At 64.5% G+C, this 14525-nt stretch carries 13 protein-coding genes and 2 pseudogenes; 13 read left to right on the top strand and 2 right to left on the bottom strand.

What is annotated here, in order from left to right:
• The first annotated feature begins 29 nt into the window (after positions 1-29).
• Positions 30-599 (top strand): TetR/AcrR family transcriptional regulator, encoded by a 570-nt coding sequence (locus FJ940_RS26085; RefSeq protein ID WP_140500622.1) that lies wholly within the window; start codon positions 30-32, stop codon positions 597-599.
• Positions 600-655: 56 nt separating this feature from the next.
• Here FJ940_RS26085 and FJ940_RS28930 read toward each other — a convergent pair.
• Positions 656-786, bottom strand: a pseudogene (locus FJ940_RS28930) (acetoacetate decarboxylase family protein); the annotation flags it as partial.
• A gap of 82 nt (positions 787-868) precedes the next feature.
• Here FJ940_RS28930 and FJ940_RS26095 point away from each other — a divergent pair.
• From FJ940_RS26095 to FJ940_RS26125, 7 genes and pseudogenes are all read left to right on the top strand, one after another.
• A complete protein-coding gene (locus FJ940_RS26095) occupies positions 869-1657 on the top strand; it encodes a 3-hydroxybutyrate dehydrogenase (protein ID WP_140500623.1) in 789 nt (262 codons plus the stop codon).
• Between the two features lie 169 nt (positions 1658-1826).
• Positions 1827-1916 (top strand): annotated as a pseudogene (locus tag FJ940_RS29095) (phosphodiesterase); the annotation flags it as partial.
• A 283-nt stretch (positions 1917-2199) separates the two neighbouring features.
• Positions 2200-3528: an NAD(P)H-dependent oxidoreductase gene (locus tag FJ940_RS26105; RefSeq protein ID WP_140500624.1), complete on the top strand. Its 1329-nt coding sequence runs from the start codon at positions 2200-2202 to the stop codon at positions 3526-3528.
• 2 nt (positions 3529-3530) lie between these two features.
• Positions 3531-4559 carry a thiamine pyrophosphate-dependent dehydrogenase E1 component subunit alpha gene (locus FJ940_RS26110; RefSeq protein ID WP_140500625.1) on the top strand — a complete coding sequence of 343 codons (1029 nt, stop codon included), beginning with the start codon at positions 3531-3533 and terminating at the stop codon, positions 4557-4559.
• On the top strand, positions 4559-5557 hold the full coding sequence (locus FJ940_RS26115) for an alpha-ketoacid dehydrogenase subunit beta (RefSeq protein ID WP_140558466.1): 999 nt from the start codon (positions 4559-4561) through the stop codon (positions 5555-5557). The genes FJ940_RS26110 and FJ940_RS26115 overlap by 1 nt, the downstream gene beginning before the upstream one ends.
• Before the next feature lie 3 nt (positions 5558-5560).
• Positions 5561-6973 carry a pyruvate dehydrogenase complex dihydrolipoamide acetyltransferase gene (locus tag FJ940_RS26120; RefSeq protein ID WP_140658320.1) on the top strand — a complete coding sequence of 471 codons (1413 nt, stop codon included), beginning with the start codon at positions 5561-5563 and terminating at the stop codon, positions 6971-6973.
• A 114-nt stretch (positions 6974-7087) separates the two neighbouring features.
• Positions 7088-7456 (top strand): hypothetical protein, encoded by a 369-nt coding sequence (locus FJ940_RS26125; protein ID WP_140500628.1) that lies wholly within the window; start codon positions 7088-7090, stop codon positions 7454-7456.
• Between the two features lie 18 nt (positions 7457-7474).
• Here FJ940_RS26125 and FJ940_RS26130 read toward each other — a convergent pair whose 3' ends face one another.
• Complete coding sequence (locus FJ940_RS26130) at positions 7475-8452, bottom strand: sugar-binding transcriptional regulator (RefSeq protein WP_140525496.1); 978 nt, start codon at positions 8450-8452, stop codon at positions 7475-7477.
• Between the two features lie 263 nt (positions 8453-8715).
• Between FJ940_RS26130 and FJ940_RS26135 the strand changes: the two genes are divergently transcribed.
• The 5 genes from FJ940_RS26135 to FJ940_RS26155 all read left to right on the top strand — a co-directional run bounded on the left by FJ940_RS26135 (position 8716) and on the right by FJ940_RS26155 (position 14466).
• Positions 8716-9702: an ABC transporter substrate-binding protein gene (locus FJ940_RS26135; RefSeq protein WP_140525497.1), complete on the top strand. Its 987-nt coding sequence runs from the start codon at positions 8716-8718 to the stop codon at positions 9700-9702.
• 78 nt (positions 9703-9780) lie between these two features.
• Complete coding sequence (locus FJ940_RS26140) at positions 9781-11484, top strand: iron ABC transporter permease (RefSeq protein ID WP_140517918.1); 1704 nt, start codon at positions 9781-9783, stop codon at positions 11482-11484.
• Positions 11472-12548 (top strand): ABC transporter ATP-binding protein, encoded by a 1077-nt coding sequence (locus tag FJ940_RS26145; RefSeq protein WP_140500632.1) that lies wholly within the window; start codon positions 11472-11474, stop codon positions 12546-12548. Before FJ940_RS26140 ends, FJ940_RS26145 begins: the two co-directional genes overlap by 13 nt.
• Positions 12548-13714 (top strand): MBL fold metallo-hydrolase, encoded by a 1167-nt coding sequence (locus tag FJ940_RS26150; protein WP_140500642.1) that lies wholly within the window; start codon positions 12548-12550, stop codon positions 13712-13714. Before FJ940_RS26145 ends, FJ940_RS26150 begins: the two co-directional genes overlap by 1 nt.
• Positions 13711-14466: a 5'/3'-nucleotidase SurE gene (locus FJ940_RS26155; protein ID WP_140658322.1), complete on the top strand. Its 756-nt coding sequence runs from the start codon at positions 13711-13713 to the stop codon at positions 14464-14466. The genes FJ940_RS26150 and FJ940_RS26155 overlap by 4 nt, the downstream gene beginning before the upstream one ends.
• Positions 14467-14525 lie beyond the last annotated feature (59 nt).

The raw sequence follows: 14525 nt of genomic DNA on the forward strand, positions 1-14525 counted from the left end.
TTGGGCCTAAGCTTGCGATGGGAGGCGCCATGAAAGCCCAACGAACGAACTCGCGCGAGAGGATTCTCGCTGCGGCGGCGGACGTCGCACGGGAATCCGGTCCCGGTAGCCTGTCCCTGGATGCCGTCGCCAGCCGCGCCGGCGTATCAAAGGGCGGACTGCTCTACAATTTCCCGACCAAGGCCAAATTGATGCAGGGCCTGGTCGAAGGCTATCTGCGCGAATTCGAGCAGGCGCTAGAGACCGCCAGCAGCAACGACAATGGCGCAAATCCGCTCGCCGTCTACATCAGGCTTTCGGCCAAGGATTGCGAGGACAAGCAGCCATCGGCGTCGTGGATATTTTCGGCGATCGCCGAGGATCCGGACTTCATGTCGCCGATAAAGACGTTCAAGCGACAACTCTTCCAACGACTGAAGAGCGAGACGCCGGATCTCAAGTCGCTGCTGGTCTGCTATCTCGCCATCGAGGGCCTGCGCAGCATGAACCTGTTCGACGCGGACGTGCTTTCCCCAGACGAGCGGCAATTGCTGGTGTCGTCGCTGCTGGAAATCGCCGGATCGCCCAATGTTGGCCCTGCCCGGGCCAAGCGACCCTGACGGACCATCAGGGCGGTTCGGTTTCCAGGCAATTCCGGAGGAAAAACCGCGCTCGCGCCGGTGATCGGCGCGTCGTCGACGTACATCGAGTGGACATAGCCGCCATGCTGGCCTTGTAGCGCACCGGAATGACGTGACCGGTCTCGGTGTAGTCGCCGAAGCCGGTCGAGTCGGGCATGCGCGGATATATGGCTGTGGCATCGTCATGTTGCGGCGCACAAGACCGCGCCCTATCTTTCGTGTTCCCTCCCACCATATCGAGATCACCCATGGGTTTCCTGTCTTCGAAGAATGCGCTCGTCACCGGCTCGACCAGCGGCATCGGCCTGGCTATCGCCCGCGCCTTCGCCGCCGAAGGCGCCAATCTCACCATCAACGGCCTGGGCGACGCCACGGCGATCGAGCAGGAGCGCGCCGGCATCGAGAAGGATTTCGGTGTCAAATGCCGCTACTCCGACGCCAACATGATGGACGGCGCGGCGGTCAGCGCCATGGTGCATGAGGCGGAAGAGGCGTTCGACAGCCTCGACATCCTGGTCAACAATGCCGGCATCCAGCATGTCGCGCCGATCGAGGAATTCCCGGACGACAAATGGGAAGCGATCATCCGCATCAACCTGGTGTCGGCCTTCTACGCGATAAAAGCGGCGCTGCCCGGCATGAAGAGCCGCAAATGGGGCCGCATCATCAACACGGCTTCGGCGCATGCGCTCGTCGCCTCGCCGTTCAAATCCGCCTATGTCTCGGCCAAGCACGGCATATCAGGCCTGACCAAAACGGTGGCGCTGGAAGTCGCGCAGGACGGCATCACCGTCAACGCGATCGCGCCCGGCTATGTCTGGACGCCGCTGGTCGAGAAGCAGATCCCCGACACCATGAAGGCGCGCGGCATGACCGAGGAACAGGTCAAGCGCGATGTGCTTCTGGCCGCACAGCCGACAAAGGAATTCGTCGCCGTCGAGGACCTTGCCGCCCTGGCGCTGTTCCTGTGCTCGGATTCAGCCAGGCAGATCACCGGCACGACCTTGCCGATGGACGGCGGCTGGACGGCACAGTAAAGCCCAGGCGAGGCGTTCTGTTCCCGGCTGATGCCGCAGGCGCCGGCAAGCGGTTGCAATAGGCACAGGACCGGTCGGTCCTCCTGTTTTTATGCACCACCCGCCGTTCGGCATCCACATGCCGGTGCTCGACGAGGTCACGCTAACCGACGCCGATGCCCTTCAAGAGCTATTCCAACGCCATGGCAGTGTCCGTCACATCTTCGCCGGACGTGTCCACCGGCTGATCGCCGGCAAATGGCGCGGCATTCCGGTCAGCACCATCATCCATTTCCACGATTTTCCGGTTGGCTAGCACTTAAGCAGGGGGCGCCCCTTCTCTCGCCATCAAGTGCGCTCACGGTTGAAGTTTTTCCGGGCCCGAATGCGTCGAACCGTCGCGAGCCGTTTGGTTGTCGGATTTGCCGGCTTTCCCATCTTGCTCGTGATGCTGGGAAGTGCCGCAAAAGCGCATCAAATCTGGACATTAGTCTTGACAGAAATACAGATGTTCAATACCCGTCAGGTGATTGAATAGCAGCATTACGGGAGGAATGAGCGGTATGGCTTCCAATGTTTCGTTGACGGGCCTTGCCCGTGATCTCGAGGTGCGGGCCAGGTCGGGCAAGCCAATCCGCATCGGCTTGATCGGTTCGGGCGAGATGGGAACCGACATCGTCACCCGCGTCGCCCATATGTCCGGTATTGAGATCGGCGCCATTTCCGAGCTGAACCTGCCCGCCGCCAGTAAGGCCGTGGATATCGCCTTCCAGGAAACCGGGCATGCGCGCGAAGTGTCGAACGCCTCGGCGATGACGGCCGCCATGGAGGCCGGCAAGGTGGCGGTCACCAACGACGCCAGCCTGGTCATCAACAATGACCTGATCGACGTCGTCATCGACGCCACCGGCGTTCCCGCCGTCGGCGCCGAGATCGGCTTGCGCGCCATGGAGCACGGCAAGCACCTGGTGATGATGAATGTCGAGGCCGACGTCACCATCGGCGCCTATCTCAAGAGCGAGGCCGACCGGCTCGGCGTCACCTATTCGCTGGGCGCCGGCGACGAGCCGTCTTCCTGCATGGAGCTTATCGAATTCGTCTCGGCCATGGGCCATCCGATCGTCGCCGCCGGCAAGGGCAAGAACAATCCGCTCAACATCGACGCCACGCCGCCCGACTATGAAGAGGAAGCCAAGCGCCGGCACATGAATGTGCGTATGCTGGTCGAGTTCGTCGACGGCTCCAAGACCATGGTCGAGATGGCGGCGATCGCCAACGCCACCGGGCTGGTGCCCGACAAGGCCGGCATGCATGGTCCGGCGGCGACGCTCGGCGAATTGTCCAAGGTGCTGGTGCCGCAGAAGGACGGCGGCGTGCTGTCGAAGGTCGGCGTCGTCGACTATTCGATCGGCAAGGGTGTCGCGCCCGGCGTGTTCGTCGTCGCCGACATGTCGCATCCGCGCATTTCGGAGCGCATGGAAGATTTGAAGATGGGCAAGGGCCCGTACTTCACCTTCCATCGGCCCTACCATTTGACCTCGCTCGAAGTGCCCCTGACCTGCGCCCGCGTCGTGCTCTACGGCAAGGCCGACATGGTGCCGCTGGCAAAGCCGGTGGCCGAAGTCGCAGCCGTGGCCAAGAAGGACATGAAGCCGGGCGAGAAGCTCGATGCGATCGGCGAATATTGCTACCGCGCCTGGATCATGACGGCGCCGGAAGCACATGCCGCCAGGGCCATTCCCTGCGGTCTGCTGCAAGGCGGTTCGGTGACGGCGCCGATCAAGAAGGGCGAGCTCATCACCTACGCCAATGCCGCCCCGGCTCCCGGCTCCAAGATCGCCGAACTGCGCGCGCGCCAGGACAAGCTCGTCTACGGAACCGTGGAGGTGTGATCATGGCCGCAGCCAGCAAAGCCGTCGCGGACAGCCGTGCCAACCTGCCCTTCGTCTATCGCCAGTACAGCGCCGAGCAGCTCAGACAGGTGCTCTACAAGATGTACCTCATCCGCCGCTTCGAAGAGGGCGCGGAGGAGAGCTACACGCGCGGCCTCATCCACGGCACCATGCATCTGTCGATCGGGCAGGAAGCCAGCGCCATGGGCATCTGCATGCCGCTCGGCGAGGATGACCAGATCACCTCGACGCATCGCGGCCACGGCCACTGCATCGCCAAGGGCGCCGAGGTCAAGCGCATGTTCGCCGAGTTCTTCGGCAAGACCACCGGCTACTGCAAGGGACGCGGCGGCTCGATGCACATCGCCGACGTGGCCAAGGGCAATCTGGGCGCCAATGGTATCGTCGGCGGCGGCATTCCGATCGCCGTCGGGGCGGCGCTCTCCTCCAAGATGATGAAGACCGGCAAGGTCGTGGTCTCCTTCTTCGGCGACGGCGCCAACAATGAGGGCGCTTTCCACGAGGCGCTGAACATGGCGGCGATCTGGAAGCTGCCGGTGATTTTCGTGTGCGAGAACAATGGCTACGGCATGTCGACGTCGACGGCCCGCTCGACCGCGGTCAAGAACATCGCCGAGCGCGCCGCCGCCTATTCGATGCCCGGCGTCATCGTCAACGGCAACATTTTTTCGGAGGTCGCCGAGGCGTCCTACAAGGCCGTCGAGCGCGCACGCGCGGGCGAGGGGCCGACGCTGATCGAGTCCAAGACCTACCGCCATCGCGGCCATTCCAAGAGCGACCGCAACCGCTATCGCACCAAGGAGGAGATCGAGGACTGGATGTCGAACCGCGATCCGATCACCCTGTTCGAAAGCGAGCTGCGCGACTTCGGGTTCATTGACGACAAGGGCATCGAGGCGATCCGCGAAGCGGTGGCCAAGGAAATCGCCGACGGCATCGAGTTCGCCAAGGCGAGCCCGTCGCCTGATGTCAGCGAGACCGGAAATTACGTGTATACGGAGCAGGCGTGATGGACGCGATGGTGCGTGAACTGAGCTACGCCCAGGCGATCCAGGAAGCCATGGCGATCGCCATGGACATGGACGAACGCGTCTTCCTGATGGGCGAGGACATCGGCGTCTATGGCGGCGCCTTCCAGGTGACCGGCGATCTGGTCGAGCGCTACGGCGCGGACCGGGTGATGGATACGCCGATCTCGGAACTGGGCGGCGCGGGTGTCGCGGTGGGTGCGGCCCTCACCGGGATGCGGCCGATCTTCGAGTTCCAGTTCTCCGACTTTGCCACGCTCGCCATGGAGCAGATCGTCAACCAGGCGGCCAAGATGCGCTTCATGCTGGGCGGTGAGGTTTCCGTTCCCGTGGTGATGCGCTTTCCCGCCGGTTCCGGCACCGGTGCCGCCGCGCAGCACAGCCAGAGCCTGGAGGCCTGGCTCGGCCATGTGCCGGGCCTAAAGGTCATCCAGCCGGCGACGCCGCACGATGCCAAGGGCATGCTTTTGGCTGCCGTCGCCGATCCCGATCCGGTGATGATCTTCGAGCACAAGCTGCTCTACAAGATGAAGGGCCCGGTTCCGGAAGGCTACTACACGGTGCCGATCGGCAAGGCCGATATCCGCCGCGAAGGGCGCGATCTCACCATCGTCGCCACCTCGATCATGGTGCAGAAGGCGCTCGACGCCGCGGCCGCGCTGGAAGCGGAAGGCATCGACGTCGAAGTCGTCGACCTCAGGACGATCCGGCCGATGGACAAGCAGACCGTCATCGACAGCGTCAAGAAGACGTCGCGGCTGATGTGCGTCTACGAAGCGGTCAAGACGCTGGGCATCGGCGCCGAGGTCAGCGCCATGATCGCCGAGAGCGAGGCGTTCGACTATCTCGACGCGCCGATCGTGCGGCTGGGCGGCGCGGAGACGCCGATCCCGTACAATCCGGAGCTGGAGAAGGCGACGGTGCCGCAGGTTCCCGGCATCATCACCGCCGCCCGCGACCTCGTGAGAGGGGTTCGCTGAGACATGCCGACCGAAGTCATTCTTCCCAAGGTCGACATGGACATGGCGACCGGACAGATCTCGCGCTGGTTCGCCGAGGAAGGCGCCCGGGTCAAGAAGGGCGACGTGCTGTTCGAGATCGAGACCGACAAGGCGGCGATGGAAATCGACGCGCCGGCCAGCGGCATCCTGCGCGATGTCTCCGGCAAGGAAGGCGTCGATATCCCCGTCGGCGCGCCGGTTGCGTGGATCTATGCCGATGATGAAAGCTACGGGGCCAAGCAGGACAAGGCGCCAATCTCCCCCCTTGAGGGGGAGATGTCGACGAAGTCGACAGAGGGGGTTGCCTCAGAAGGCACCGCCCTCGCGCTGAGCCCGGTCGAACCGACCCCACCCGACCGGCCTTCGGCCGGCCACCCTCCCCTCGAGGGGGAGGGAAAAACCCGCGCTACACCCTTGGCGCGTCGATTGGCTCGTGAAGCAGGACTGAATCTCTCCGGCATATCAGGCACAGGCCCACATGGCCGCGTCGTGAAGGCGGATATCGATGCGGTACTCTCCTCCCCCCTCGAGGGGGAGGTGTCCGCGAAGCGGACGGAGGGGGTCGTCTCAGGAGGCACCGCTTTTGCGCCGAGCCCCGTCGAAGCGACCCCACCCGACCGGCCTGCGGCCGGCCACTCTCCCCTCAAGGGGGAGGGGGACGTGCTGCGCCTGTTCGAGGAAGGCTCCTATGAACTCGTCCCGCACGACAACATGCGCAAGACCATCGCGCGCCGGCTGGTCGAGGCCAAGACCACCATCCCGCATTTCTACCTGACGCTCGACTGCGAGCTCGATGCGCTGCTTTCGCTGCGCACGCAGCTCAATGCGGCCGCACCGGTAAAGAAGACCGACAAGGGCGAGGCGCCCGCCTACAAGCTGTCGGTCAACGACATGGTGATCAAGGCGATGGCCATGGCCCTGAAAGCGGTGCCGGATGCCAATGCCTCGTGGACCGAAAGCGCCATGGTCAAGCACAGGCATGCCGATGTCGGCGTCGCCGTGTCGATCCCCGGCGGTCTGATCACGCCGATTATCCGCAAGGCGGACGAAAAGACGCTGTCGGTGATCTCCAACGAGATGAAGGACCTGGCCAGCCGCGCGCGCAGCCGCAAGCTGAAGCCGGAGGAATATCAAGGCGGCACCACGGCGGTGTCGAACCTTGGCATGTTCGGCATCAAGGATTTCGCCGCCGTCATCAACCCGCCGCATGCGACGATCCTGGCGGTGGGTGCCGGCGAGGAGCGGGCGGTGGTCAAGAACGGCGAGATCAGAATCGCCACCGTGATGTCGGTGACGCTGTCGACCGACCATCGCGCCGTGGACGGAGCACTCGGTGCCGAACTGCTGGTCGCCTTCAAGAAGCTGATCGAGAACCCGATGGGCATGCTGGTGTAGGTCACGTTGACGTGAGCCGGCGTCGAATGATGCGCCGGCTCACCACAGAATCGACTTGTCAGGCGCGAACCCTTCGCCCATGTTTCAGGTGGACTGTGATCAAGGGAGGTCCGCATGCCCGCATTCGATCCATCCGACGTCAAGACCCTGTTCGGCAAGGTGATGGGCGCGTCTCCGTCCGACATCAAGCTGGTGGCGCAGCGCCTGCACGATCACGCTTTCGAGCCGCGCATGTCGGCGGACGAAACCAAGCAACTCGTCGCCAGTCTCGGCTATGAGAGCCTGGATGCGTTCTGCGCCGATATCGGCTTGCCTGCGCATATCGCGGAGCGCTGGGGCCGCTTCGGCGTTTCCGGCGAGATGAAGCAGGTGTTCACGCTGCTGGCGGCCCAGCGCAGGCGGGTGGCCGAGGCGATCGCCGAATTCGAATCCATGACCCATGTCGGCGTCGAGGATTTCTTGCGCGAACGCGGCCTGATCTAAGCGGCACTGGAAGCAGCGTCAGCCAGCCTTTGCCAGCAGCGCCGTCGCCGTATCGCTGTCGGTGATCAGCACATTGGTGCTGACGGCCTTCAGCGCGGCGAGGATCGCGGCCACCTTGCGTTTTCCGCCGGCGGCCAGCACGACATTCGGCACCTGGCCGACGACATCGAGGTCGATGGCCATGACGCGGCCGTTGACTTCGTGGTCGACCAGCCTGCCTGAGGCATCGACGAAATAGCACAGCATGTTGGCGACCGCGCCCTTCGCTTTCAGCGACGCGATGAGCGACGACGGCACGATGCCGTGGCGGAAGATGGTCGCGTCCGGCGACATGTCGCCGACGGTAAGCAGCGCGATATCGGCGGCGGCAGCGCGCTGCCGCACGTCCTGCAGCGCCGGCTGCGCCCAGAGCAGGTCACGCAGCGAGGGGTTGTCGACCGTCACCGGCGCAGTGATCTGGTAGCTGTCGACCTCGAAGACATCGGCGACCTTGGCGGCGACGATCGACGGATTGATCCATTGCGAATGCGGCAGGCTGCCGACGAGCGCCACGACCGAGGCGTGCTTCAGCTGCCGGCGGGCGAGAAAGCCCAAACTTGCATGCAGGGTCGCGCCGCCGCCGATTGCCAGCGTCATGCCGTCCTGCATCTGCTCGCCGAGATAGGCCGCCACGGCGTGGCCGATCGCCTTCTCCAGGTGCTCTTGCGCCGAAGGCGTCGGGATGACGACGGCGGCATCGAGGCCCCAGCGCTTCTCGAGTGCACGTTCGAGCGCCACCTGTTCGGCGGTCGGCGCGTTGATCATGGTGACGACGATGCCCTCGGCCGTGCACGCGGCCAGCGTGCGCATGACCTTAACCCTGGAGACATCGAGCTTCTCGGCGATCTGCTCCTGCGTGAAGCCCTCCACATAATAGAGCCACGCCGTCTTGACGTTGAGATCCGACGACACCATCGGCAATCCGGAGCGGGCCGGTCTCGGTTTTTCCACGGGCATCGCTTTTCGTCCTCATGAGCCTTGGCCTGGGCCCCGCATCGCCTCTTCGGAGCAAGGCCGGCCGCGTGTCAACTGGCACCGGATGTCCGGCGTGTCGATTGTTGCACAGTTTTGTTCATTTGTAATTGACATCGAACATATGAACATATTTTGTATATCTCACGCGCTGTGTCATCCACCAGTCATATGCGCCGTGCAGGGAGGAAGAGACAGGGAACCGGCCGGGGCCGGACCAGTCGTGCACAGACAGGACAGGAGGTCTTATGAAGACGCTATTCATCAAGCTGCTGGGCAGCCAGCTGGCGCTCGCGGCAACTTTGTTTGCCGGCATGGCAAGTGCCGAAACGTTGACGCTCTACACATCCCAGCCGGAAGCCGATGCGGCCAAGACCGTGGAGGCCTTCAAGAAGGCGCAGCCCGGCATCGACGTGGCAATCTATCGTTCCGGTACCAGCGACATCCTCACAAAGATGGCGGCCGAATTCGCCGCCGGCAGCCCGCAGGCCGACGTGCTGTTGATCGCCGATGCGGTCTCGATGGAGTTGCTGAAGAAGGATGGCCGGCTGCTGCCTTATCCCGAGGCAAAGCTCGACGGCATCGAGCCGGATGCTTACGACGCCGACAAGACCTATTTCGGCAGCAAGCTGATCACCACCGGCATCGTCTACAACACCGCGGCTGCGCAAAAACCCGAGCATTGGGCCGATCTCGCCAAGCCGGCCTATGCCGATGGTCTCGTCATGCCGAGCCCGCTCTATTCAGGTGCCGCCGCCTACCTGCTTTCGGGTTTCGCCAGCGATGCCGATTACGGCTGGGATTTCTTCCAGAAGCTGAAGGCCAACAACACCGTCAGCGTGCGCGGCAATGGCGCGGTGCTGAAGTCCGTGGCATCAGGCGAGAAGCCCTATGGCATCCTCGTCGACTTCATGGCGATGAACGCCAAGAAGAAGGGCTCGCCGGTGGAATTCGTGTTCCCCTCGGAAGGCGTTCCGGCCGTGACCGAACCGGTCGCGATCATGAAGACGGCCAAGAATGTCGACGGCGCCAAGAAGTTCGTCGACTTCATTCTTTCGGACGAAGGCCAGAAGCTGGCGCTTTCGATGGGCTACCTGCCGGCACGGGCCTCGGTCGGCCGGCCCGAATGGCTGCCGGAAGGCGTCAAGGTCAAGGTAATGTCGTTCGACACCAAGGCAATCGTCGCCAAGACCGACGCCGACAAGGCGAAGTTCTCGGAACTGTTCGGCGGCTGACAAGGCTCGGCGATCCGGCCGGGATGCCGCTTCGGCGGCATCCCCACTGCGCGCTGGTCGAATTTCAGGAAAGCAACGATGCCATCAACGATCAGGGAAAGCCGGGGCCAGGAAATGGTCCTGACGGCGGCGGTAGCCGTCGTCATCGTGCTGCTCTCCCTGCTGCCGATGCTGCGCCTGATCAAGGAAATCGTGGCACCCGGCGGCACGGTGTCGACGATGGCCCTGGAGGCTGGACTGAGAAGCCCGGCGACCTGGATCGCCACCTGGCACACGCTTGTCGTCGGCATAGGCGGCACGGTGCTTGCCGTGCTGTCGGGAACGCTGGTGGCGGTGCTCATCACGCTGACCGACATACGCGGCCGAAGCGCGCTGGTGCTCTGCTACGTCATGCCGCTGATGATCGCGCCGCAGGTCACGGCGCTTGCCTGGCTGCAACTGTTCGGACCGGCCAGCCCGTTCCTCAAGCTGTTCGGCGCCGCACCGCCGCTGGGCACCAAGAACCCGCTCTATTCCACGTCGGGCATCATCCTGCTGCTCGGCGTGCAGTATGGCCCGCTGGTGTTCCTGCTGGTGCGCGCTGGCCTGCGCAAGCTGCCGCGCGAACTGGTCGAGGCGGCGCGAGCCGGCGGCGCGAGCTGGTTCACCGTGCTCGTCACCATCGTGCTACCCCTGATGACACCGTCGATCATGGCGGCAGCGGCACTGGCCTTCGTGTCCTGCGTCGGCAATTTCGGCATTCCCGCCTTTCTCGGCATTCCCGCCAATTATCTCGTGCTGCCGACCTTGATCTATCAAAAACTGGCCGGCGGCGGGCCGGCCGTGCTCGGCGAGACGGCGTTCCTGTCGGTGCTGATCGGCATCATCGCCATGGCCGGCATTATCGCCCAGGAGGTCATGAGCCGGCGCCGCGACTACCGCATCAGCTCCACCTCGCTGCCCGCCGAGCCCTACGAGCTTGGCCGCTGGCGTCCGGTCGTCCAGGCCGGCATGTGGCTGCTGGTCGTACTGGTGTTGTTCCTGCCGCTGTTCGGGCTGGTGCTGACGTCGCTGGTTCCCGGCTACGGCATCGCGCTCAGCGCCAAGACGGCGACGCTCGACAATTACCGTTTCGTGCTGTTCGAGCACGCTGCCGCCAGCCGCGCCTTCTTCAACAGCTTCTGGCTGTCTATCGCCGCCGCCTTCTTCGCGGTCCTCGTCGCCGTGCCGATCGGCTATCTCATTGCCTGGGGCAAACAGCGCTGGGTGCGGCTGCTCAATCTTTCGGTCGAACTGCCCTATGCCTTGCCCGGCGTGGTGCTGGCGATCGCATCGCTGCTGCTGTTCCTGCGGCCGATCCCGCTGACCGGCATACAGCTCTACAACACGGTCTGGATCATCCTCTACGCCTATCTCGCCCGCTTCCTGGTGCTGGCCTTGCGGCCGACCATCAGCGGCTATCACCAGATCGACCGGACGCTGGAGGAGGCTGCACAAGTGGCGGGCGCCGGCCTGTTCACGCGCATGCGCACCATCGTCTTTCCTTTGGTGGCGCCGGCGGCGATCGCCGGCGGCCTGCTGATCTTCATGACGGCGCTCAGCGAGCTCACGGTCTCGGCGCTGCTGTGGTCGTCGGGTTCCGAGACAATCGGCGTGGTGATGTTCTCGTTCGAACAGGGCGGCGATTCCAACTACGCGGCGGCGATGTCCGTCATCACGGTCGCGGTCACCTTCGTGCTGATGCTGGTGACCAACCTGCTTGCCCCTCACCTTCCGAGTGGAGTTCTGCCATGGCGCGATTGACCCTGGACCATGTGACCAAGAGCTTCGCCGAGTTCGATGCGGTCAAGGACGTTTCGATCGATGTCGGCGACGGCGAATTCCTTGCCGTGCTCGGGCCTTCCGGCTGCGGCAAGACGACGTTGCTGCGGCTTGTCGCCGGCTTCGAGAAGGTGACGTCGGGCGAAATCCGCGTCGGCAGCGAGGTCGTGTCGGGTGCAGGCGGCAGCGTTCCACCAGAGAAGCGGCGGGTCGGCATCGTCTTCCAGAACTACGCATTGTGGCCGCACATGACGGTCGCCGAGAACATCGGCTATTCGCTCAAGGTTGCAAAGCTGGACAAGGCGGTCGCCCGCCAGAAGGTTGCCGACGCGCTGGCCCTGGTCAATCTACAGGGGTTAGGAGACCGTAGGCCGGCCAACCTCTCCGGCGGCCAGCGCCAGCGCGTGGCCCTGGCGCGCTGCCTGGTCGCCGCGCCCTCGCTGGTATTGTTCGACGAGCCACTCGCCAATCTCGACGTGCATCTCAGGGCCTCGATGGAGGACGAGTTCGCCGCCTTTCACAAGCGCACCGGCACGACCATCGTCTACATCACCCACGATCAGGCCGAGGCCATGGCGCTGGCCGATCGCATCGCGGTGATGGATCACGGTCGCCTGGTCCAGCTCGCGACCCCGCGCGAGCTCTATCATGAGCCGGCGAATGAAATGGTGGCCTCCTTCATTTCACAGGGCATTCTGCTTCCGGCCGACGTGCTGAGCTCCGAGGAGGCGGGTCATTGCAAGGTCCGGGTTCTCGGAACCGAGCTGGTCGTCCGCTGCCGGGCAGGCGAGCGGCCGCGCGCTGGCGCAAGGATCTGCTGCCGGTCGGCCGATCTCGACGTCTCGTCGGACGGCCCCGGCTTCGATGGCCTCGTCAAGCGGGTGATCTACCAGGGTGGCTCGGCGCGCATCGAATTTACGCCTTCCGCAGGACCTGATCTTACCTTGCATTTCGAGCAGCCCGACCCGGTCGTGCTGGAGAGCGGAGCCCAGGCGCGCCTGCGCATTAAGTCCGGCTGGGTAATCCCGGCGGAGGCGGCGTCGTGATGAAGCTGGACCTGGCCGGCGGCTTCGGCGAAAAGGGCCGCACCAGCGTTGCCGTCCGCAGCGGAAACGATCGCATCCTGCTCGATATCGGCATCAAGGTCGGGGCCACAGGGGCGGAGTACTATCCGGCACTTGACGGGTCGATCGCCGACATCGACGCGTTGTTTGTCTCGCATGCGCACGAGGATCACGTCGGTGCTCTGAGCTGGCTTTTGTCGCGCGGCTATGCCGGTCCGATTTTCATGACGGCCGAAACCCGCGCCGAGGCTCCGGCCACGCTCGCCGGCTATGCCGATCCCGGGGATCTCAAGCGATTTCCCTTTCCGGAAGATCGCATCGAGATTTTCGAACCCGGCGATTTGCTGAAGAGCGGCAATCTCAGGGTCAGGACGGGGAGGTCGGGACATGTCGTCGGCGGCGTCTGGTTTGCCGTCGACGATGGCAAGAGCCGCGTCGTCTATTCGGCCGACGTGGTGCCGGACAGCAATGTCTTCGTGATGGACGCGATCCCCGAATGCGATCTTCTCGTTCTCGACGCGTCCTATGGCGCCGATCCCGTGCCGGGTGCGGCGCGCGCCGAGGCCATTTCGGGCTGGGTGGCGCGCCATTCGAACGGATGCCTTCTGCCGACGCCGCTGTCGGGGCGGTCGCTGGAATTGATCGCGGCCTTGCCGGGACCCTTCGCCATCCACGCCGGCATGCGTGCTTCGCTCGAAGCGCAGATCGCCGCCACTTCAGCGCTGCTACCTGGCGTATCCGAGATCCTGCGCTTGCGGCTGGGTAGTGCCGCAGACTGGACCGACGCCGACCCGCTGCCCTCGCTGCCCTTGCTGGCCGATGACGGCATGGGCGAGGCCGGGCCTTCGTCCCGCCTGCTGCCGCGCGCCGACCGGGCCGGCTTTCCGGTGTTGCTGACCGGGCATCTGCCCTCCGGCTCCCCCGGCGATCTGCTGCACAAAGCCGGCCGGGCGGACTGGGTGCGCATGCCCACCCACCCAACGCTGTCGGGCAATGTCGATATCTGGGAGAAGGCAGGGCGCCCGGAGGCGCTCGGTCATTCCTGCGCGAGCGAACTCCTCGACGACCTGAAAGCCCATATTCCGTCGCTGCGCCCGCAATGCCGCACCGGCCAGAGCATAACGGTGCGCCGAGGAAAAGAGACATGAGACTCCTGATCTGCAACGATGACGGCATCGAGGCGCCGGGCCTTGTCCGGCTGGTCAAGGCGGCCGGCGGCCTGAGCGACGATTTGTGGGTGGTGGCACCCGACGGCAAGCGCACCGCCGCGGGCGCATCGCTGACGATCGCGCGGCCGTTGATCATGCGGCGCGTCAAGCCCGGCTGGTATTCGTGTTCCGGTACTCCGGCCGACTGCGTGGTGAGTGCGATGGCCTGGCTGTTCGCGGATGGCCAAAAGCCCGACCTGGTTCTGGCGGGCGTCAATGACGGGCGCAACGTCGCCGAGGACCTTGCCTATTCCGGGACGCTGGGCATTGCGCGCGAGGCGACATTCTGGGGTATTCCGGCGATCGGCTTTTCCCGGGTGAAGAATCCGGACTTCAGCGGTGCCGACGACGAGTGGCTCGGCGCGTTGATCGCCTCGCTCTGGCGGTCGCGTGAAGTGTGGGCGGCGGATGGCCATTGGCTCAGCATCAACCTGCCGGCTTCGCTGCCGGCCGGGATCCGGCAGCCGCGCATCGGCCGCGACAAGATCGGCCGCAAGGCTGAAATCCTGGAGAGCGACGGCGATCGCACCGTCATCACAGTCCCGCGCGGGCGCGCTCACGCAAGTGAGCCGGGCGACGAGAACGAGGCGATCGATGCCGGCTTCGTCAGCATCAACCGGCTGAACTGGTTTGGCGAAACGCGGCTGGACGGACAGTTTCTGGACGAGATCCAGCACCAGCGGCAAGGCTAGTCACTGGTCACAGAACAGGGTCGTTGCGGATATTCGGGACGGCACGGTCGCTCGCCCAG

It is taken from the genome of Mesorhizobium sp. B2-3-7 (assembly GCF_006442695.1).
Taxonomy (GTDB): Bacteria; Pseudomonadota; Alphaproteobacteria; order Rhizobiales; family Rhizobiaceae; genus Mesorhizobium.

Excerpts from the sequence above, each read along its gene's own strand:
- FJ940_RS26155 (WP_140658322.1), top strand. The coding sequence starts at position 13,711 with ATGAGACTCCTGATCTGCAACGATGACGGCATCGAGGCGCCGGGCCTT.
- FJ940_RS26130 (WP_140525496.1), bottom strand. The coding sequence starts at position 8,452 with ATGCCCGTGGAAAAACCGAGACCGGCCCGCTCCGGATTGCCGATGGTG.
- FJ940_RS26140 (WP_140517918.1), top strand. The coding sequence starts at position 9,781 with ATGCCATCAACGATCAGGGAAAGCCGGGGCCAGGAAATGGTCCTGACG.
- FJ940_RS26085 (WP_140500622.1), top strand. The coding sequence starts at position 30 with ATGAAAGCCCAACGAACGAACTCGCGCGAGAGGATTCTCGCTGCGGCG.
- FJ940_RS26125 (WP_140500628.1), top strand. The coding sequence starts at position 7,088 with ATGCCCGCATTCGATCCATCCGACGTCAAGACCCTGTTCGGCAAGGTG.
- FJ940_RS26135 (WP_140525497.1), top strand. The coding sequence starts at position 8,716 with ATGAAGACGCTATTCATCAAGCTGCTGGGCAGCCAGCTGGCGCTCGCG.
- FJ940_RS26145 (WP_140500632.1), top strand. The coding sequence starts at position 11,472 with ATGGCGCGATTGACCCTGGACCATGTGACCAAGAGCTTCGCCGAGTTC.
- FJ940_RS26150 (WP_140500642.1), top strand. The coding sequence starts at position 12,548 with ATGAAGCTGGACCTGGCCGGCGGCTTCGGCGAAAAGGGCCGCACCAGC.
- FJ940_RS26120 (WP_140658320.1), top strand. The coding sequence starts at position 5,561 with ATGCCGACCGAAGTCATTCTTCCCAAGGTCGACATGGACATGGCGACC.
- FJ940_RS26110 (WP_140500625.1), top strand. The coding sequence starts at position 3,531 with ATGGCCGCAGCCAGCAAAGCCGTCGCGGACAGCCGTGCCAACCTGCCC.
- FJ940_RS26115 (WP_140558466.1), top strand. The coding sequence starts at position 4,559 with ATGGACGCGATGGTGCGTGAACTGAGCTACGCCCAGGCGATCCAGGAA.
- FJ940_RS26105 (WP_140500624.1), top strand. The coding sequence starts at position 2,200 with ATGGCTTCCAATGTTTCGTTGACGGGCCTTGCCCGTGATCTCGAGGTG.
- FJ940_RS26095 (WP_140500623.1), top strand. The coding sequence starts at position 869 with ATGGGTTTCCTGTCTTCGAAGAATGCGCTCGTCACCGGCTCGACCAGC.